The organism is Flavobacterium sp., assembly GCF_040402835.1.
Lineage (GTDB): Bacteria > Bacteroidota > Bacteroidia > Flavobacteriales > Flavobacteriaceae > Flavobacterium.
Genome location: NZ_JBBALW010000010.1, coordinates 51,292 through 72,237, shown reverse-complemented (window position 1 = coordinate 72,237; position 20,946 = coordinate 51,292). Strand labels below are relative to the sequence as shown.

Below are 20,946 nucleotides of genomic sequence, written 5' to 3'. Positions count from 1 at the left end.
AGTAGTTGGCAGATACGACAAAGCCACCAAGGTGAGTCAAATTGCAGAAAGTTTACAACAATCGGAAAACAAAATCCATTTAAAAGGACTTGTTGGATCGTCATTATCATTCGTTGTAAATTCCCTTTTTCATAAAAGCGAACTTCCTTTTCTTTTGATATTTGAAGATAAAGAAGCCGCCGCCTATTATTTAAACGACCTTGAGCAATTAATTGGTGAAAAAGACGTGCTTTTTTATCCAGGTTCTTTCCGCCGTCCTTACCAAATTGAAGAAGTTGATAATGCCAATGTTTTGCTTCGTGCGGAAGTTTTAAACCGTATCAATTCCAGAAAAAAACCAGCAATAATTGTCACTTATCCCGATGCTTTATTTGAGAAAGTAGTCACCAAAAAAGAATTAGACAAGAATACTTTAAAAGTTACTGTTGGCGATAAAATATCAATTGATTTTATAAATGAAGTGCTCTTTGAATACGAATTCAAACGGGTAGATTTCATTACAGAACCCGGCGAATTTTCTGTTCGTGGTGGAATTATAGATGTTTTTTCGTTTTCAAATGACAATCCCTACCGAATAGAATTTTTTGGAAATGAAGTTGATTCTATTCGAAGTTTTGATGTGGAAACGCAATTGTCTATCGAAAAGAAAAATAAAATTACGATTATTCCCAATGTTGAAAACAAGTTTTTTCAAGAAGATCGAGAAAGTTTTTTAAATTATATTTCCATTAAAACGGCAATTTTCATTCAAAATACCGAAGGGCTTCATTCAAAAATCGATACACTATTTGCGAAAGCGGAAGAAGCTTTCAAAAACTTAAATGGCACGATAAAACATTTGGAACCCGAACAATTATTTTTGAATCAGAAGGCATTTATAAAAAAAGCATTGGGTTTTACGATTGTAGAATTGGGGTCGAAAGCCATTTTCAGAACCAATAAAATAGTTGAATTTCACATTCAGCCACAGCCGTCATTCAACAAGCAATTCGATTTATTGCTAAATAATCTAAATGACAATCATTTTAATGGCATAAAAAATTATCTTTTTTGTTCCAATGATGCGCAGGCAAAAAGGTTTCACGATATTTTTCAAACGTTGGACGAAGCCAATCACGAAAGCATCAGAAAGCAATATGACACGATAAAACTGCCGCTATATCAAGGTTTTATTGACGAAGAATTACAAATTGCGTGTTACACGGACCATCAAATTTTTGAGCGCTACCATAAATTCAGCATCAAAAACGGGTATGCTAAAAAGCAAACAATCACTTTAAAAGAACTTACCACTTTGTCCGTTGGCGATTATGTAACCCATATTGATCACGGAATAGGAAAGTTTGGAGGCTTACAAAAAATTCAAGTTGAAGGCAAAACGCAAGAGGCGATAAAACTCGTTTATGCCGATAATGATATTGTGTATGTGAGTATTCATTCGTTATATAAAATATCGAAATTCACCGGAAAAGACGGTACGCCACCAAAAATTTATAAATTAGGTTCGAATGCGTGGAAGGTTTTAAAACAAAAAACCAAGGCACGCGTGAAGCACATTGCATTCAATTTAATTCAATTGTATGCGAAGCGAAGATTGGAAAAAGGGTTCCAATTCAAACCCGATAGTTATTTGCAATTAGAGCTTGAAAGTTCGTTTATTTATGAAGATACGCCCGACCAAACCAAGTCAACGCAAGAAGTAAAAGCCGATATGGAAAGCGACCGCCCGATGGATCGATTGGTTTGTGGCGATGTGGGTTTTGGAAAAACAGAAGTTGCCATTCGTGCTGCTTTCAAGGCAGTTGACAACGGAAAACAAGTTGCGATTTTGGTTCCAACAACCATTTTGGCCTATCAACATTACAGAACATTTACAGAAAGATTGAAAGATATGCCTGTTTCGATTGGGTATTTAAACCGATTTAGAACCGCAAAACAAAAGTCAGAAACCTTGAAAGATTTGGCTGACGGAAGGCTTGATATTTTGATTGGAACACACCAATTGGTAAATAAAAATGTGGTTTTTAAAGATTTAGGATTGCTAATTGTTGACGAAGAACAAAAGTTTGGCGTGAACGTTAAAGACAAATTAAAAACAATTGCTGCCAATATTGACACGCTCACTTTGACGGCAACGCCAATACCGAGAACGCTACAGTTTTCATTGATGGCAGCACGAGATTTATCAGTAATTATAACACCTCCGCCCAATCGATATCCTATAGAAACGAATGTTGTAGGTTTCAGCGAGGAATTAATTCGAGATGCGATTTCGTATGAAATTCAAAGAAACGGACAAGTATTTTTCGTGAATAATAGGATTGAAAATATCAAAGAAGTTGCCGGAATGATTCAGCGATTGGTTCCTGGCGCACGCGTTGGAATTGGTCACGGCCAAATGGAAGGCAAGAAACTCGAAGAATTAATGTTGGCATTCATGAACGGTGAATTTGATGTTTTGGTAGCCACAACCATCATCGAAAGTGGGCTGGACGTACCCAACGCCAATACTATTTTCATCAATAACGCCAATAATTTTGGCCTTTCTGATTTGCATCAAATGCGTGGTCGCGTGGGTCGTAGCAACAAAAAAGCATTTTGCTACTTTATTTGTCCGCCCTATTCGGTTATGACTGACGATGCGAGAAAGCGAATTCAGGCATTAGAACAATTTAGCGAATTGGGTGGCGGCTTAAATATTGCAATGAAAGATTTAGAAATTCGAGGTGCCGGAGATTTATTAGGCGGTGAACAAAGCGGATTTATCAATGAAATTGGTTTTGAAACCTATCAAAAAATCATGAATGAAGCCATTGAAGAATTAAAGGAAAATGAGTTCAAGGAATTGTATGCCGATGAGGAAAAACCTACTGAAAAAGCGTATGTAAAAGACTTGCAATTGGACACCGATTTCGAATTATTATTTCCTGACGAATACATTAATACCGTTTCTGAGCGACTCAAATTATACAACGAATTGAGTTTGATAAAAGATGAAATTACGTTGCAAGTCTATGAAAATAAGCTCGTGGATCGCTTCGGGCCATTACCAAAACAGGCGATTTCATTATTAAACAGCATAAAAATAAAATGGGTAGCTACCCAATTGGGAATTGAAAAATTAGTGATGAAACAAGGCAAAATGATTTGCTATTTTGTTTCCGACCAACAATCGAGTTATTACCAATCGGGGCGATTCAACCAGGTGTTGCAATTTGTACAAAAGCAATCGCAATTTTGCAAAATGAAGGAAAAACAAACGCCAAATGGTTTGCGCCTATTATTGACTTTTGAAAACGTAAAATCTATTAAAAAAGCATTGGAATTTATGAAAATGATATAATATTACAACATTTTCAAATCCTTAATTACCTTAAAGGCAACATCCACTTCGTCATCGCTCACTAAAATGGTGAATTCATTGGAGGTTGAAATCACTTCGTTGATGATAATTCCTTCCCAAGCCAAACGCTGAAAAATAAAGTAGTAAATCCCAGGAATTACAGTGTTTTCTTTTGGTAATTTCACCGTAATCGAAGCCAAATTTTCTAACTTTTGGATTTGTTTTTCGTCAGCAAAATGTTTTTCTACCAAATGCCCCACACTTTGACTCACAATAATATTCGTCTCGCTAACGCCTTTTGAAGAGGTGTAAAAAATATCAGGATTGCTGTTAATTTCCGAAATCAAATCGGCTTGTTTGGTCAAAATTGTACTGGAAACGGCAAATGTATAATCAATTAATGAAGAACGAACTGTGATTTCTCCCAAGTTTTTCATCACTTTTGAAATCTTGTGATTCAGTCTAAAATCCAAATCTACCGAAAGACGTTTCAGCGCCATTACAATAGCCCCTTGTTTCACCTCTTTCCCGAATTCAGACTCTAATTCGGTCATCATATTTCTTGACAAAGACGTCAAATTGATAATGTTTTGGGACAATGCGCTTAATAAAAAAGGCTTGGTTTTGATGTAATTTTCAACAATCGAAGATACGGTTTTCATTTTTTTTGTTTTAAACTTGCGACAAATATAGCAATAAAAAACAATTTGTTATAAATATAACATCAAAAATGATAAAACGCATCTTCCAAATGCTCCATTTTGAAACCTTTCCCATCTTTGTGAAGCGCAATAATATCAAAGCGAACTTCCACGTCAAGATCATTTGAAAGTACATATTCGTTTATGGCTTTCACTAAAAGTTGAATTTTTTTAGGTTTCACAAAATCTTGTGGCAATCCAAAATCTATACTCGAACGGGTTTTAACCTCAACAACAGCAAGGATTCCGTCTTTTTTGGCAATAATATCTACCTCAGCTTTTTGAAAAGTCCAATTGGTTTCTAAAATCGAATAGCCATTTTTTTCAAGAAATTCAACGGCTAATTCTTCTCCTAATTTTCCTAAATCGTTGTGTTCGGCCATTAAATAAGTATAAATTGATGGTGCTAAAACTTCATAATTGTTTCCTTATCATTCACCTCTAAAGAAATTGTTTTCCCAAAAATCAACGTATTATTATCGTGAATATGTCCCGCTGGAAAATTAAAAACAATAGGAAAATGATATTTTTTAGTAATATCCAAAATGATTTCGTGCGCATTTTTCCCCCACGGTATCTCATTATCGTGCATTTTTATAAAACTTCCCACAACCAAACCTTGCAATCCTTCAAAGCAACCGCAGCGCTTCAAACTCAGCATCATTCGGTCAATATGGTATAAATATTCGTCTAAATCTTCAATAAAAAGGATTTTTCCACGGCAATTTACCTGCGATTCGGAACCCATCATACTGTACAAAATCGACAAATTACCACCGATTAATTCTCCTTCGGCAACGCCCAATTTATTTTCGTTTTCACACGCCACGCTATATGAAAGCGTTTCTCCGAACAACGCTTTTCGCAACGTTTCCTCAACTTCTACCGAAGCTTTCTCAACATTTACGGGCATAATTCCGTGAATTGACGCAATCCCCAACATATTCAAATGACTGTGCAAAACCGTCACATCGCTAAATCCAACAATCCATTTTGGGTTCGTATTAAACCTTGAAAAATCAACTAATTCCACCATTCTCGCCGTTCCATAACCACCCCGAACGCACCAAATTGCTTTGATATTCGGGTTGTCCATCATCGCCTGAAAATCGGTTGCGCGTTGCTCGTCCGTTCCCGCCAATTGGTTGTCGTCCAAGCCAATTGTTGCGCCCACAACCACTTCCAATCCCCAACTTTTTGCCAACGCCAATGCGGGTTTCAAGTTATCGGTAATGTTTTTTCGAGCTGTTGCAACAATCGCAATTGTGTCTCCTTTTTGTAAATTCTGCGGTGTTATCATAGTCGTTTGCGCTTGAAATTTGGTCGCCAAAAAGAGTAGCAAAATTAAAATCCTAACCATTTTTTGGTATTTATAGTGTTTCAAAACCAATAACAAATTAACGAATAATCAATAACACCTGCAAGGGTTTCAAAAGCATAATTTTTATTTTGACGCGCCATTTTTTGCTAACTATTACAAAAAGAGATTTAAATATATAAATTTTACTCCCCAAAAAATATTTTATTATAAATATTAAAATTTGTTTTTAGTGAATTAGGAAGTAAAAACCAATACTATTTTTGAATTAATAATCATCTTATAATTTACTATATTTGAATTAAAATTAGCACTCATGAAATATATCCAATCGTTTTTTTTGTCTTTTATAACGACACTTGTTTTGGGACAAAATTTTCAGCAATTTGTAAATCCAATTATTGGAACAGGCGGACACGGACATACTTTTCCTGGTGCTACGCTTCCGTTTGGAATGGTACAATTATCTCCCGACACCAGAATTGACGGCAGTTGGGACGGTTGTTCAGGGTATCATTATTCCGATGCTGTAATTTATGGATTTTCACACACGCACCTCAACGGAACGGGTTGTTCTGATTTTGGAGATATTATGATTATGCCAACAATGGGCGAACCTTCATTTGACAACAAAATATATTCTTCCAAATTTTCACATCAAAACGAAAAAGCAACGGCTGGTTTTTATTCCGTTAAATTGGATAAACACAATATTGATGTTCGTTTAACAGCTTCAACACGGGTTGGATTTCATGAATATACTTTTAATACCGCAGGTCAAGCCAATGTTATTTTAGATTTAAACCACCGAGATAAATTACTTTATGGCGAGGTAAAAATCATTGACAATAAAACCATCGAAATCCTAAGAAGAAGCGAAGCTTGGGCAAAAGACCAATATGTTTATGCACTAATTGAGTTTAATGTCCCAATGGAAGTTTCAAAAAGGAATGCTAGTAGTCGTAGAAATGGATTTATGTGTGGAGAAACTTTAGCTTGTTCCTTTTCCAAACAAGTAAAAAAAGGCGAAAAAATCCTTGTGAAAGTATCGCTTTCTCCAACCGGTTTTGAAGGAGCAAAGCTTAATAGTTCGGAAATTAAAGGTTGGGATTTTGATAAAGTAAAAACGGAAGCGGAGCAAAAATGGAATTCTGAATTGTCAAAAATTGAGGTAACATCGGACAACAACGACAAAAAAATCGTTTTCTACACTGCATTATACCACACAATGATGCAGCCTAATATTGCTCAAGATGTAGATGGAAAATACCGTGGCAGAGACAACAAAATTCATGTTGCAGATGGATTTGATTACTATTCCGTTTTCTCACTTTGGGATACTTTTCGCGCCGCGCACCCACTTTATACTTTGATTGACAAAAAAAGAACTTCCGATTTTATCAATACTTTTCTAAAACAATACGAACAAGGTGGAAGATTGCCCGTTTGGGAATTGGCGTCCAATGAAACGGATTGTATGATTGGCTATCATTCGGTTTCGGTTATGGCTGATGCGATGGCAAAAGGAATCAAGGGCTTCGATTACGAAAAGTGTTTTGAAGCCGCTAAACATTCAGCAATGTTAGGCCATTTGGGTTTGGATGCTTATAAAAGACAAGGTTTTATTTCGATGGATGATGATAGCGAAAGTGTTTCAAAAACTTTGGAATATGCTTATGATGATTGGTGTATTGCTCAAATGGCTCAGATTTTAAATAAAATGGAAGACTATAATTATTTCATGAAACGTTCTCAAAGTTGGAAAAATGTCTTTGATTGGAATACTGGTTTTATGCGACCAAAGAAAAATGGCGGTTGGAACAAGCCATTCGATCCAAAGGAAATCAATAATAATTTTACCGAAGGAAACTCATGGCAGTATTCGTTTTTTGTACCTCAAGATATTCCGGGAATGATTGAAGCCTATGGTGGTGCAGCAAAATTCGAAGCCAAACTTGATGAAATGTTCAATAGCGAAAGCAAAACAACAGGACGCGAACAAGCCGATGTGACTGGATTAATCGGACAATATGCCCACGGAAACGAACCAAGTCATCACATGGCGTATTTGTATAATTATGTTGGAAAGCCAGAAAAAACAACGGAGAAAGTACATTATATTTTAAATGAATTCTACAAAAACACACCCGATGGATTAATAGGAAATGAAGATTGTGGGCAAATGAGTGCTTGGTATGTTTTGAGTTCCATGGGGATTTATGATGTAACTCCCGGACAGCCTAAATGGGAAATTAACGAACCTTTTTTAGATGCAAAAGTTAGTATTGATGGCAATGACCCAAACTATCTTCACTTGCATGATTCGAGAAGTATTTTACCCCAATTCGGGAAGGAAGACGTTGTTAATTCTTCATATCAATCAATCGTTCCAGTTCCAGTAATTCAAGCAGAAAGTAAATCATTTAAAGATAATTTGAAAATTGAAATTATTTCTCAAAATCCTAATTACGATTTATATTATTATATCGACGACAAACCGTTTCAATTTGTTCCTAGTAATTTAGTGAAATACACTCAAAGTATTGAAATTGCTAAAACTACCAAGATTATTGCAGCTGCTAAAAACGGAAAGCAAGGCAGTGCTTTTGTTAGGGCTACTTTTTATAAAAAACCAAACAATTACACTATCAATATCAAATCAAAATACAACCGTCAATATACTGCTGGTGGAGATGAAGGATTAATAGACGGAATTTTTGGAACTGAAAACTGGAAAAAAGGCGATTGGCAAGGCTATCAGTCACAGGATTTTGAAGCGGTTATAGATTTGCAATCAGAGAAAAATGTATCGAATTTTAGCGCAACTTTTCTACAAGATTCTCGTTCGTGGATTTTGATGCCTACCAAAGTGGACTATTATTCATCCTTAGATAATGTCAATTTTACACTCATCGGAACTATCGAAAACAATTTAGACCCAAAATTTGAAGAAAATAAAATCCAAAATTTCGAATACAAATCACCTAAAGAAATCAAGGCGAAATACATCAAAGTAATAGCCTATAACTTCGGGAAATTACCCGAATGGCATCAAGGTTTCGGTGGCGACGCCTTTATTTTCATTGATGAAATAACTATTAAATAATTAAATCGAACTCCGACAGAGTTTGGAACTCTGTCGGAGTTTTGTAAATGTTAAATCATGAAAATAGCCCTTTTACAATCCCTATTACTCTGGGAAAACCCAATTGCAAATCGGAAGTATTTCGAGGAAAAAATCAATTCCATTTCTGAAAATGTCGATTTGATTGTTCTTCCAGAAATGTTTACTTCGGGTTTTACTATGAATCCAAAAGCGGTATCCGAACCAATGCAAGGCGAAACAATAGTGTGGCTACAATCTTTGGCAAAAGCCAAAAATTCCGCGATTACTGGAAGCTTAGTCATCAAAGAAAACGATAATTTCTACAACCGATTAGTTTTTGTTTTTCCAAATGGCGAAATCCAAAGCTACGATAAAAGGCATTTGTTTACTTTGGCAGGAGAAGACAAAGTCTATACTTTTGGAACAAATAAATTAATTATTGAATACAACGGATTCAAAATTTGTCCGCTAATTTGTTATGATTTGCGATTTCCAGTATTTGCAAGAAATACCGAAGATTATGATGTTTTGATTTACGTTGCCAACTGGCCAAAACCAAGAATAAACGCTTGGGATACTTTGCTAAAAGCACGAGCTATCGAAAACATGTGTTATACAATTGGGGTGAATAGAATTGGTGAAGACCCAAACAAACACAATTATCCAGGGCACTCTCAAGCAATAGATTTTTTAGGAAATTATCTCATTGAACCCCAAGAAAACGAAGGTGTTTTTATTACCAATTTAGACAAAAACACACTTTTAGAAAGCCGTCAAAAATTGGGTTTTTTGAATGATCGGGATGAATTTAAGAGGGTATAATTGGGATTATTTTCCTAAATCAAACCCCTGATCCACATCCCAATTGGCACGAACATCAATTTCTTTAGGGAAATAAATCACTTCTTCAGCCTGTTTTTTCGTTAAGAAATTCCCCGAATCCCATTCCCTATTTGCATTTGCGTCATAAATAACGCGAAGGGTATATTTTGCAGGTTCTAAAAACATAAAATCTACCGAAGTGGCTTTCTCAGAATATTCCGAAGCCACAACATCGCCTTTTTCATTGGTCAATTCCACAAGTATTGGGAAACGTTTTATATTGGTTAAATTCACACGCAAATTCCCGTAATCCGCAGTGTTTTTTGTTGATACTTTATAGTTCAGCGTATCATTTTTTTGTTCTAAATAATCTGTTAAAGCGCCGGGTAAAAGTTGGAATTTGTAATTTTGTAGCGGTTCTTTTGGAAAATCAAATTTCAATTCTTGGTTATAAACATCATAATCTGTAGTAAAAGCAACACTCACCGAATCTTTATCAGTCACTTTAATTTTCGATTTATCAAATTTTATCAAAGGTCGCGAAGCCGTAATCGTGAATTTATCCATTTTTGATAAACTTAAACTTGTTTTTCCAGAAAAACTCAAAGTGTCTTTTTTCTGTGCCTTAATTTTGAAATTAAAATTGGCTTTATACGTTCCGTTGGTCACTGCCAAATTCAGCGAATCGGCTTTTATTGGTTTAAACCAAACTTGAACCGAATCTTTCACGGGGAATTTTGTAATTATTGTAGGCAGAATTTCTTTTCTGTTTTTCAAAACGATATTTAGGTTTTTGGGCTTCCCTTCATAGCCTAAAAATAATTTATTTCCTGACGCTTGAACGGGCTTAATCGCTTTAAACGGCAACACTTCTTTGAATAATTTTAGTTCAAATAAACTGTCGTTTGGAATTGTAACATACTGTTTTCTATACCCAATTTTGTCTTCTTTAGGATTGAATTTATTGTTGCTATTCACATCTTTCATCGCCACCAGAAGATATTTTCCGGCCTTAATATTCTCAATTTCAAAAGTCTTCAAACTGTCCAAAGTATTCGTAATATATCTCGGAACCGATTTGTAAACTACCGAATCCGTAAATTTATCATTCACTTCATACAATAGCACCGAAACAAATGAATCTTCCTTCTTGTTTAGTGCGTCTTTAATGGTTCCACCCACTTTTAGTGAGTCAATAAATGTGCCTGTCGAAAATACATATTTGAACTGTTTGTAGGGAATTCCCTCATTATTATCCTCAATACTTTGTCCAAAATTAAAACTATACGTCGTATTTTCCTGAAGCGTATCTTTGATTTTTATGTTAATAATTTTACTCGCCGTCAACGGAGAAATCATCGGAACAGTCTGCATTGGAGGAGAAATAATCAGCTGTTTATTGACATTTTTCAGCTTTACATATTCATCAAAAGTCAAATTAATTTCAGTTCCTTTAAAATTTACGCTGAAATTTTTTGGAAAACTGGCTTTCAAAACCGGCGCAATCGTGTCTTTCAATCCGCCAGAAATCGAGCCCCTTTTGGCGCAACTAACGACGGTTAAAACCAGCAAAACCAAAATATATTTCAAATTATTTTTCAACATACCACTCTAAATTAGAAGACACAAATTAACAATTATATTTTCTGTAATCGAAATCTTTTGAGTTTTTATTAGGAGCTATTTCCTGCTATTTGCTATATCTACGCTAAAAAGCGCAGGATACCGCTGTTATCAGGGCTAAAAATGTTCTCGGTAACTTCTCGATTCAACTTTAAGTATAAGTTAGTTATCCTAATTAATTTCATAATCAAATTTTTATCTTTTTCTACTTTTTACCGAATTAATACCAGTCTAAGAAATAGTTAAGTTGTTTAAATATATAATAATTGTCATTTTCAATCAAACAAAAAGCCTACATTTATATAAAAATAAAAAATGGTATTGAAGACTCGCTCAATAGGCTTGGTGCTTTCTGGTGGGGGTTCAAAAGGAATTGCCCAAGCAGGTGCGATTAAGTTTTTAGAAGAACAAAATATTCGCCCCACCCAAATTGCAGGATCAAGTGCAGGATCAATCGTTGGTGCACTCTATGCTTTTGGGAAAACCCCCGAGGAAATCTTAGAATTTTTCCAGTCGATTTATATTTTTCATTGGAAACACTTCACTTTCAAAAAAGCGGGACTTATAGATTCCAATTCTTTTAAAAGTTATTTCAATGACATTTTTCAAGATGCTATTTTGGGGGATTTAAAAATTCAAACTCATATTACAGCAACCGATATGGTAAATGGAACGTTGAAAATATTTGATTCCAAAACTAAAATTGTAGATGCTATTTTAGCGTCGTCAGCCTTTCCTGGGTTGATGTCGCCCTACGAAATACTTGGGAAATTATACAGCGATGGAGGAATTTTGAATCATTTTCCGACTGACATTATCAAAGGGAAATGTGAAACATTAATTGGTGTTTATGTGAGTCCAATTCATAAAATCCAAGCTAAAGACTTGTCATCCATAAGAGCAGTTACAACACGCGCTTTTGATTTGCTCTCGGAAAATTCAAATGTTGATAAATTCAATAATTGCGATTGGATTATTGCGCCCAAAGAACTGAGTAATTACAGCACATTTGAAACCAATAAAACTAAAATGAAAGCAATTTTTACTATCGGATATAATGAAGCCGAAAAATCATATTCACAACTAATTTCAAAAAAGTAACGAAGTCTATTTCATAAAAAAAGAATATACCTATATTTGCATAATACAACTCAACTAAATTATGAAATACAAACGAATTCTTCTGAAATTAAGTGGCGAAGCGCTAATGGGCGAAAGACAATATGGAATCGACCCAGCGAGATTGGCAGAATATGCCGACGAAATCCAAAAAATTCATTCAAAAGGAGTCGAAATTGCAATTGTAATTGGTGGTGGAAATATTTTTAGAGGCGTTGCAGGTGCAAGTAACGGAATGGATCGTGTTCAAGGCGATTATATGGGAATGCTTGCTACCGTTATCAACGGAATGGCGTTGCAAGGTGCATTGGAAGAAAAAGGAATGCTAACTCGTTTGCAAACCGCTTTGAAAATTGAAGCAATTGCAGAGCCGTATATAAAAAGAAGAGCCGTGCGTCACCTTGAAAAAGGGCGAATTGTGATTTTTGGCGCAGGAACAGGAAATCCCTATTTTACAACAGATACAGCCGCCGTTTTGAGAGGTGTAGAAATTCACGCCGATGTAATTTTGAAAGGAACACGCGTTGACGGAATTTATTCAGCAGATCCTGAAAAAGATGTAACTGCTACAAAATTCGACACAATTTCTTTTGATGAAGTTATTAAAAAAGGATTAAACGTAATGGATTCAACCGCTTTCACACTAAGCCAAGAAAATAAATTGCCAATTGTAGTTTTTGATATGAACAAAGAAGGAAACTTATTGAAGATTTGCGAAGGCGAAAATATCGGAACAATAGTTAAAATATAAGACTTGCTCAAAAAGCAAAAAATTAAGAAAAATGACGGAAGAAATTGAATTTATATTAGATAGTACAGAAGAATCGATGCAAGGTTCTATTGCGCATTTAGAAAAAGAATTTCTAAATATTCGTGCAGGAAAAGCTTCACCAGCAATGTTGGGAAGTGTTTTTGTGGATTATTATGGCGCTGCAACACCGCTTTCACAAGTTTCAAAAATTAGCGTTCCAGATGCAAGAACAATAACCTTACAGCCGTTTGAAAAAAACATGTTACAAGTAATTGAAAAAGCAATTATGGTTGCAAATATCGGATTTAATCCAATGAATAATGGTGATGTAATTATTATTAGCGTGCCACCATTAACAGAGGAACGCCGTCGTGATTTAGCAAAACAAGCTAAAGTAGAAGCCGAAGAGGCTAAAATTGGAGTTCGAAATGTGCGTAAAGATGCCAATTCAGATATTAAAAAATTAGAAAAGGAAGGAACTTCAGAAGACATTTGCAAAAGTGCTGAGGAAGAAGTTCAGAATTTAACCAATAGCTTCATCCGCAAAATCGATGAACTTTTAGTCGTTAAAGAAGCTGAAATTATGAAAGTTTAACTTCATTATATTGCTATTAAATCCGCTGTAAATGCGGATTTTTTGATTTTCGCTGGTTTTGAACGTTCTAAGTAACAACGCTATTTTTTTTAAATCAGATGGTGAAGATTTACTTCGTTACTTCGCTATCGCTCGGGTGCAATCCGTGCCCACAAAGTAGAAAAAACTTAATTTTACATTCAAGAAACAACAACAATAATAAAGTATTCTTCATTTTAGTTTGAGATTTTTTATTTTGAAAGTGGGCACGGATTGCATATCCCCAGTGAGCGTCTCGTTCGTGACTACAAAAATTAAAATAGATTTTCTAAAAATCAAAAAGGGCTAGATAATTTCCAGCCCTTTTTATAAATATAAATCACGTTTTACTCTATTTCTGTAACGCGCAAAGTGTTCACCATTCCTTTATTTGCAATTGGCATCGCGGCTAAGTTAATCAACATATCGCCTTTTGAAACCAAGCCTTTTTCGGTGGCAATTTTGTTAATATCGTCAATGGTATCATCTGTACTTACAAATTTATCATAGTAAAAAGTTTTCACTCCCCAGATTAAATTCAACTGTGTTAAAATTCTTTTATTGGATGTAAATACCAAAATAGCTGCTTGTGGACGCCATGCCGAAATTTGAAATGCAGTATAACCACTATTCGTCAACGTACAAATTGCTTTTGCGTGAATTGCATTTGCCATTTGAGCGGCGTGCTGACAAACAGTTTTAGTAATATAACGTTTTGTTTTAATTTGCGGTGTATTTTGTGGTACTTGAATTAGCGGAGAATCCTCAACTGCTTCAATAATTTGTGTCATTTTTTCAATAACTTGAACGGGATAATTTCCTACAGAAGTTTCTCCAGAAAGCATCACAGCATCCGCGCCATCCATAACAGAATTGGCAACATCATTTACCTCAGCGCGAGTTGGCGTTAGGCTTGTAATCATTGTTTCCATCATTTGCGTAGCAATAATAACCGGGATTCTAGCTGTTTTGGCTTTATGCACCAGTTTTTTCTGAATTAATGGCACTTCGTGAGCTGGAACTTCTACTCCTAAATCGCCACGGGCAACCATCAAACCATCACAATGCGTGATGATAGAATCTATATTTTCAACTCCTTCAGGCTTTTCAATTTTGGCAATAATTGGAATTTTATGATCCGAATGTTTTGCAATTAGGTCTTGCAATTCCATTAAATCTTCAGCCGTTCTAACGAAAGAAAGTGCAATCCAATCTACTTTTTGCTCAATGGCAAATATTGCATCCCGAATATCTTTTTCTGTTAATGCTGGCAATGAAACTTTTGTATTTGGAAGATTCACCCCTTTTTTAGATTTCAAAGGACCGCCTTGAATTACTTTGGCAACAACTTCTGTAGTTCTATTTGTAGAAATAACTTCAAACATCAATTTTCCGTCATCAAGAAGGATATTTTCTCCGGGATTAACATCATTTGGAAATTCTTTGTAGTTCATATAAACACGCTCCTTAGTTCCAGGAACGTCTTCGGCAGTTTGAAAAGTAATAATGTCTCCAGGATTCACAATTACTTCTTCATTCATTACACCGACGCGAAGTTTAGGACCTTGTAAGTCGCCTAAAATAGCTGCTGTATAGCCAAATTCGTCATTTAATCCTCTGATTAAATCAATTTTTGCTTTAACATCGGAATAATCTGCATGAGAGAAATTCACTCTAAAAACATTTACTCCAGCCTCAATCATATCTTTCAAGACTTCTCTTGTACTGCATGCGGGGCCTAATGTTGCTACAATTTTAGTTTTTTTGTTTGTTGACATTTTTTATTAAAAAATTAAATTATTTTTAGATTTTATTTTATTTGTATCTACCGAATAAACGGTTGATATTCTTGCTATGGTGTTAATTTCGGCAATGATTTTTTCTATGTCATTAGCACTATTTTCAACTTTCAGAAAGTAATCTACTTTTTTAAATTCTGGTAAAAGATAGGCTTTGGTGGCTACCTCATAAGAAGAATTGGCAAATAAATTCTGATTGTTATCCGATTTTAATGTGTTTACTTCATTTTTATTTTGGATTAAACTCCAACAACTATCATTAGCATTATTTTCATAAATGAACCTCGAAAAACCAGTAACCCCTTCTTTGATATTTATTTGGATTTCGCTTTTACTTTTGCCTAATAAAATGGGTAATTTCTGATTCAAAAAATACGCCAATCGATAATCTTCTAATGAAGTATGAATTGCAATGAGTTCATAATCAACCTCGTCAAATTCATCGATATGTAATTTATGAATTGCCATTTCCGTTTAAATAAGTTGTAAATATACTATTTCTAAGCTATTAAACAGTTACTAAATTGATATGTTTCCTTTATTTTACTAACGAAATCGTTGTAGATTTGATAAAATAACGTATTATTTTTTGTCGATTTTATCTTGAAATGCAAAGTAAGCTCTTTGAGATGCTTTTTCCTCCGCCTTCTTTTTGGATGATGCTCTTGCTTTTGCAATGACTTTATCGTCAATACTAAATTTTACGCCAAATAAGCGTTCGCCAGAACTGTCGTTGTCTTCAAAAACATCAAAATGAAAGGTCTTTTTCTCTTTTTGACACCATTCAATCAATAAACTTTTATAGCTAATGACTTTGCCCTCTAATTTCGCAATATCTACATAAGGAACAATAACTCGTTTTTGGATGAATTTCTCGCAATAGGCATAGCCTCCATCTATATAAATGGCGCCAACAAGTGATTCAAATAGATTGCCGTGAATATTTTCACCAAAATGCTGAATTGGAACTTTGCTATCTAAAAATTGAACTAAATTCAACTCCCGACCCAATTCATTCAAATGTTCGCGACTTACAATCTTGGAACGCATTTTTGTTAAATAACCTTCATCTCCAGCGGGTGCTTTATCGAATAAATAAGCGGCAATTATAGAACTCAACATCGAATCGCCAAGAAACTCCAATCTTTCGTAGTTTATCGGATTTCCTTTGGTGTCAATTTTACTTGTAGAACGATGGATAAATGCTTTTTTGTAGTTACTTATTTCTATTGGTTTAAAACCAAGTATTTTTTGAATATCAGTAAAAAAAATCCCGTCTTCTTCAGATCGGGATTTTTGAAATATTTTTCTGATTATACTCATAGAATACTATTAAAGTTCTAATTTTTTAACCAATACGCACGCATTATGACCGCCAAAACCAAATGTATTGCTCATCAATACCTTCACGTCTCTTTTTTGAGCCGTATTGAAAGTAAAATTCAAGTTGTTGTCAATAGCTTCATCATCCGTGAAATGATTTATTGTTGGAGGAATTATTCCGTGTTTGATAGCAAGAATGGAAGAAATTGTTTCAATCGCTCCAGCCGCTCCCAATAAATGTCCTGTCATCGATTTCGTCGAATTCAAGTTCATTGAGTAGGCGTGCTCCCCAAAAACGTGAAGAATAGCTTTGCTTTCGGCAATGTCTCCAAGTGGCGTTGAAGTCCCGTGCATATTCACACCATCAACATCTGTAGGTTTCAAACCAGCATCTCTCAAACAGTTAATCATTACGTTTTTCGCACCCAATCCATCAGGATGTGGCGCTGTAATATGATACGCATCAGCAGACATTCCGCCTCCGCCAATTTCACAGTAAATAGTAGCACCACGAGCAATAGCGTGTTCGTATTCTTCTAAAATTAATGCTCCAGCACCTTCTCCAAGAATAAAACCATCACGGTCTTTGTCCATTGGTCGGGATGCAGTTTTTGGATCATCATTACTTGTTGACAAAGCGTGCATCGCATTAAAACCACCCATTCCAGCAATTGTAACTGCAGCTTCTGAACCACCAGTTACCATTGCATCAGCGTGACCCAAACGAATATAATTGAAAGCATCAATTATAGCATTTGTAGAGGAAGCGCACGCGGAAACGGTTGCGAAATTTGGGCCTCTAAAACCATATTTTATAGAAATATGACCACATGCAATATCAGAAATCATCTTTGGAATAAAAAACGGATTGAATCTTGGCGTTCCATCACCTGCAGCGAAATTCAACATTTCAATTTGAAAAGTTTCTAATCCACCAATTCCTGAACCCCAAATAACGCCAATTCTATCTTTATCTAAAGTATCAAAATCAAAATTTGCATCTTTAACCGCTTCATCAGATGAAACCATTGCATATTGCGCATACCGATCCATTTTTCTAGCTTCTTTTCTGTCTATAAAATCTTCAACATTAAAACCTTTTAGCTCGCAAGCAAATTGTGTTTTGAATTTTGAAGCATCAAAATAAGTAATTGGAGCCGCACCACTAACACCGTTAATAAGTCCGTTCCAATATTCTTGTACTGTATTTCCAATAGGAGTAAGCGCACCCAAACCTGTTACTACAACTCGCCTTAATTCCATAGTATAATTTTATAGTTATGAATGTAAAAAAATAATACCTATGCTTTTTTCTATGTAAAATCATAAAAAGACATAGGTATTACAATATATTTTATGTGATTGAACGAACAATCATAAATTTTAATTTAAAAAAATAATAACACCCGTAAACCAAATGGCATACGGGTGCAAATTTTATTATTTTTTAGCTTCTTCGATATAAGAAATAGCTTGACCTACAGTAGCAATGTTTTCTGCTTGATCGTCTGGTATTTGAATATCAAATTCTTTTTCAAACTCCATAATTAGCTCAACTGTATCTAAAGAATCAGCTCCTAAATCATTTGTGAAGCTTGCTTCTGTTACAACTTCGTTTTCGTCAACGCCTAATTTGTCTACGATAATCGCTTTTACTCTTGATGCAATGTCTGACATAATTTTTAATTTTAAAATTTAATTTGTTGGCAAAAATAAAAAACTTTATTTTAAATCCACGCTTTAGTTAATAAATAAGAGAACGAAATTAAAAAAATAATTTAATAAAGAACCTAAATTTCTATTTATTATCGATTTTTATTCTTTTTTTTGCGTGATATTAAAAAGTACAAAAATGAAAAAAATCGTGATTTTCGCTTCAGGCTCGGGGACAAATGCTGAAAACATTGTGCTTTATTTTAATAAAATCGAAGTCGCTAAAGTTATTTACATTTTTTCTAATAATGCGAATGCAAAAGTTTTAGAACGAGCAAGAAATTTGAATATTCCCACAGAAATTTTCTCGAAAGATGAATTTAATGGGGATAAAGTACTACAAAAATTAAATAGCATTCAACCCGATTTGATAATTTTAGCAGGGTTTCTATTAAAATTTCCACAAAATTGCGTTGCAGCATTTCCAAACAAAATTATCAATATTCATCCTGCACTTTTACCTAAATATGGAGGAAAAGGAATGTATGGAATGAATGTTCATAAGGCTGTTGTTGAAAATAAAGAACCCGAAACCGGCATTACCATTCATTATGTAAATGAAAATTACGATGAAGGAAACATCATTTTTCAAAAAAGCGTACCTTTATCAGGAAATGAAACGCCCGAAGAAGTTGCAGATAAAATTCACGAACTCGAACAAAATCATTTTCCAATAATAATTGAAAAAATCTTAAATCTTAAATCTTAAATCAAAAATTGGAACACGAAGTACATATTTATACCGACGGTGCTGCCAAAGGAAACCCAGGCCCTGGAGGTTATGGCGTTGTAATGGAATTGGTGGGAACGCCTCATAAAAAGGAATTCTACGAAGGTTTTCAGCATACTACTAACAATAGAATGGAATTATTGGGCGTAATTGTTGGTTTAGAAAAACTAAAAAACCCGAATAGGAGAGTTTTGGTAATTTCTGATTCTAAATATGTAGTTGATTCTGTTTTGAAAAAATGGGTTTTTGGTTGGGAAAAAAAAGGCTTCGTTGGTAAGAAAAACCCTGATTTATGGAAACGTTTTCTAGTTATTTACAGAAAACACCAAGTTGACTTCAAATGGATAAAGGGGCATAATAACCACATTCAAAATGAACGTTGCGACGAATTGGCCGTTATGGCATCGATGCAAAAAACACTTTCTGTGGATGCTTTTTATGAAAAAGAAGATGAGAAGTTGTTTTAATTGCTTTTTTTCATACATTTACTATAAATTATTCACACCAATTTATTATGACAGCAACAGCATTGAAACAGGTAAACAATAAATTGAAAAATTTACCAGACAGCTTGATAGATGAATTAGAAAGTTATATGGATTTTTTAGCATTCAAACATTCTTAAGAGTCTAATCCAATTCCTCAATGGCACAAAGATGAGGTTTCCAGACGCATAAAGCTAACTCAAAAACCAGTTAACGCATTTGACATGATTGATAATCTGGTTTGAAGCTCATACAAAAAACTCCAAATTTTAAATTAGATACAAAGATGTTCATTGTTTGCTAATGAAAACATTTAAGTATATGGTACATTTTAGGGTTGCTTAAGAAAACAGAAGTAAGTAATGGCTAAAATTTAATGTTGTATTTAAATAAAGCGCTAATTTTTTGCCACAGATTTAATAGATTAGCACAGATTAGTTTGCTCTATACTTTAAAATTCTTTTAATCTGTGGCAAAACTCTTTTAAAAATTGCGACAATATATCTTTCTTGCTACTTAGTATAGTTATTTCTAAAAAATACTTAGTTGATTTAGAATATGCTGAGCCCCATTTTTAAACAAAATATCCAATTAAATTAAGATAGTTTTTTTTAGTTTCTGGGCTAAAATTGGAAATAACTTTTGGCCTTTTTTGGCCTGAAAAAGTTATTCTAATTTTATGCTACATTTTTCAAGCAATAAACACTTGATGGCGTTTTGTAATCTAATGACTGATGGAATCTTTGTTCATTATAGAAATCAAAATATTTTTCAAGTCCATTATAAAGTGTAATCCCATCCGAATAACTTTGTAAATATACATTTTCATATTTAACGGTTCTCCATAATCTTTCAATAAAAATATTGTCAATTGCTCTACCTTTTCCATCCATAGATATTTTTACATTTTTGTCTTTCAATGCTTTGGTGTGAATTTCACTAGTGTATTGACTTCCTTGATCTGTGTTGAAAATTGCTGGAGCACCATATTTTTCTATCGTTTCATTCAAAACCTTTGTACACCATTCAGCACTCATCGTATTGCTAATATCCCAATTTAAAACGTATCTTGTATGCAAATCAATTATTGCTGTAAGATACATAAATCCTTTATTCATTGGAATGTAGGTGATGTCAGTTGCCCAAACTTGGTTTTTATAAGTGATTTTTAAATTCTTTAGCAAATATGGATATTTCTTATGTTCTGGATTACAAATTGTTGTCTTTGGCTCCCTATAAATGGTTTTCCAGTTCATACGTTTCATTAATCTTCTTACTCGTTTTTCATTGATAACAAATCCCTGGTTTTGCAACCAAACTGTTATTTTTCGATACCCATAAAAGGGTGTTTCAAAATATTTCTTATCCAATAAAAGCATTATTTGTAAGTTCTCCTCACTCTCTGACTTTGGAGTATAATAAATGAAGTTCCTACTCAAATTAAGCACCTTACACTGTTTTGAAACGGACATTTTTTCCTTAAAATCCACCATTTTCCTT

Annotated in this window: 18 protein-coding genes; 8 read left to right on the top strand and 10 right to left on the bottom strand. The window is 34.3% G+C overall.

What is annotated here, in order from left to right; translation table 11 throughout:
- Positions 1-31: 31 nt before the first annotated feature.
- The gene (mfd, locus tag AC9UEH_RS05140) at positions 32-3,343 is read left to right on the top strand and encodes a transcription-repair coupling factor (RefSeq protein ID WP_509529225.1); all 3,312 of its coding nucleotides are present in this window, start codon (positions 32-34) and stop codon (positions 3,341-3,343) included.
- A 2-nt stretch (positions 3,344-3,345) separates the two neighbouring features.
- Here mfd and AC9UEH_RS05135 read toward each other — a convergent pair whose 3' ends face one another.
- The 3 genes from AC9UEH_RS05135 to AC9UEH_RS05125 all read right to left on the bottom strand — a co-directional run bounded on the left by AC9UEH_RS05135 (position 3,346) and on the right by AC9UEH_RS05125 (position 5,404).
- Positions 3,346-4,005, bottom strand: coding sequence for an aspartate kinase (locus tag AC9UEH_RS05135; RefSeq protein ID WP_509529171.1), 660 nt, complete (start codon positions 4,003-4,005; stop codon positions 3,346-3,348).
- Between the two features lie 62 nt (positions 4,006-4,067).
- A complete protein-coding gene (locus AC9UEH_RS05130) occupies positions 4,068-4,427 on the bottom strand; it encodes a YraN family protein (protein WP_509529169.1) in 360 nt (119 codons plus the stop codon).
- Positions 4,428-4,450: 23 nt separating this feature from the next.
- On the bottom strand, positions 4,451-5,404 hold the full coding sequence (locus AC9UEH_RS05125; RefSeq protein WP_509529166.1) for a S66 peptidase family protein: 954 nt from the start codon (positions 5,402-5,404) through the stop codon (positions 4,451-4,453).
- A gap of 274 nt (positions 5,405-5,678) precedes the next feature.
- Between AC9UEH_RS05125 and AC9UEH_RS05120 the strand changes: the two genes are divergently transcribed.
- Positions 5,679-8,468, top strand: coding sequence for a GH92 family glycosyl hydrolase (locus AC9UEH_RS05120; RefSeq protein WP_509529164.1), 2,790 nt, complete (start codon positions 5,679-5,681; stop codon positions 8,466-8,468).
- Between the two features lie 57 nt (positions 8,469-8,525).
- Positions 8,526-9,290 (top strand): amidohydrolase, encoded by a 765-nt coding sequence (locus AC9UEH_RS05115; protein WP_509529162.1) that lies wholly within the window; start codon positions 8,526-8,528, stop codon positions 9,288-9,290.
- Positions 9,291-9,296: 6 nt separating this feature from the next.
- On the opposite strand, the gene AC9UEH_RS05110 is transcribed toward AC9UEH_RS05115, so the two are convergent.
- The gene (locus tag AC9UEH_RS05110; RefSeq protein WP_509529159.1) at positions 9,297-10,895 is read right to left on the bottom strand and encodes an Ig-like domain-containing domain; all 1,599 of its coding nucleotides are present in this window, start codon (positions 10,893-10,895) and stop codon (positions 9,297-9,299) included.
- A 333-nt stretch (positions 10,896-11,228) separates the two neighbouring features.
- On the opposite strand from AC9UEH_RS05110, the gene AC9UEH_RS05105 reads away from it, so the two are divergent.
- The 3 genes from AC9UEH_RS05105 (at position 11,229) to frr (ending at position 13,378) form a co-directional block, all read left to right on the top strand.
- Positions 11,229-12,014: a patatin-like phospholipase family protein gene (locus tag AC9UEH_RS05105; RefSeq protein ID WP_509529157.1), complete on the top strand. Its 786-nt coding sequence runs from the start codon at positions 11,229-11,231 to the stop codon at positions 12,012-12,014.
- Positions 12,015-12,075: 61 nt separating this feature from the next.
- The gene (gene pyrH, locus AC9UEH_RS05100) at positions 12,076-12,783 is read left to right on the top strand and encodes a UMP kinase (RefSeq protein ID WP_509529155.1); all 708 of its coding nucleotides are present in this window, start codon (positions 12,076-12,078) and stop codon (positions 12,781-12,783) included.
- A gap of 31 nt (positions 12,784-12,814) precedes the next feature.
- Positions 12,815-13,378, top strand: coding sequence for a ribosome recycling factor (frr, locus tag AC9UEH_RS05095; RefSeq protein WP_509529153.1), 564 nt, complete (start codon positions 12,815-12,817; stop codon positions 13,376-13,378).
- A gap of 365 nt (positions 13,379-13,743) precedes the next feature.
- Here the strand turns inward: frr and pyk are convergent, their stop codons facing one another.
- From pyk to AC9UEH_RS05070, 5 genes are all read right to left on the bottom strand, one after another.
- A complete protein-coding gene (gene pyk, locus AC9UEH_RS05090; RefSeq protein ID WP_509529151.1) occupies positions 13,744-15,174 on the bottom strand; it encodes a pyruvate kinase in 1,431 nt (476 codons plus the stop codon).
- 6 nt (positions 15,175-15,180) lie between these two features.
- On the bottom strand, positions 15,181-15,663 hold the full coding sequence (locus AC9UEH_RS05085; RefSeq protein WP_509529149.1) for an IPExxxVDY family protein: 483 nt from the start codon (positions 15,661-15,663) through the stop codon (positions 15,181-15,183).
- 114 nt (positions 15,664-15,777) lie between these two features.
- Positions 15,778-16,518, bottom strand: coding sequence for a ribonuclease III family protein (locus AC9UEH_RS05080; RefSeq protein ID WP_509529147.1), 741 nt, complete (start codon positions 16,516-16,518; stop codon positions 15,778-15,780).
- 9 nt (positions 16,519-16,527) lie between these two features.
- On the bottom strand, positions 16,528-17,781 hold the full coding sequence (gene fabF / locus AC9UEH_RS05075; protein ID WP_509529145.1) for a beta-ketoacyl-ACP synthase II: 1,254 nt from the start codon (positions 17,779-17,781) through the stop codon (positions 16,528-16,530).
- 177 nt (positions 17,782-17,958) lie between these two features.
- Positions 17,959-18,195 (bottom strand): acyl carrier protein, encoded by a 237-nt coding sequence (locus AC9UEH_RS05070; protein WP_007137004.1) that lies wholly within the window; start codon positions 18,193-18,195, stop codon positions 17,959-17,961.
- Between the two features lie 175 nt (positions 18,196-18,370).
- On the opposite strand from AC9UEH_RS05070, the gene purN reads away from it, so the two are divergent.
- Complete coding sequence (gene purN / locus AC9UEH_RS05065) at positions 18,371-18,940, top strand: phosphoribosylglycinamide formyltransferase (RefSeq protein ID WP_509529143.1); 570 nt, start codon at positions 18,371-18,373, stop codon at positions 18,938-18,940.
- A gap of 8 nt (positions 18,941-18,948) precedes the next feature.
- A complete protein-coding gene (rnhA, locus tag AC9UEH_RS05060) occupies positions 18,949-19,428 on the top strand; it encodes a ribonuclease HI (RefSeq protein WP_509529141.1) in 480 nt (159 codons plus the stop codon).
- Positions 19,429-20,123: 695 nt separating this feature from the next.
- On the opposite strand, the gene AC9UEH_RS05055 is transcribed toward rnhA, so the two are convergent.
- A complete protein-coding gene (locus AC9UEH_RS05055; RefSeq protein ID WP_509529139.1) occupies positions 20,124-20,939 on the bottom strand; it encodes an IS3 family transposase in 816 nt (271 codons plus the stop codon).
- Positions 20,940-20,946: the final 7 nt, after the last annotated feature.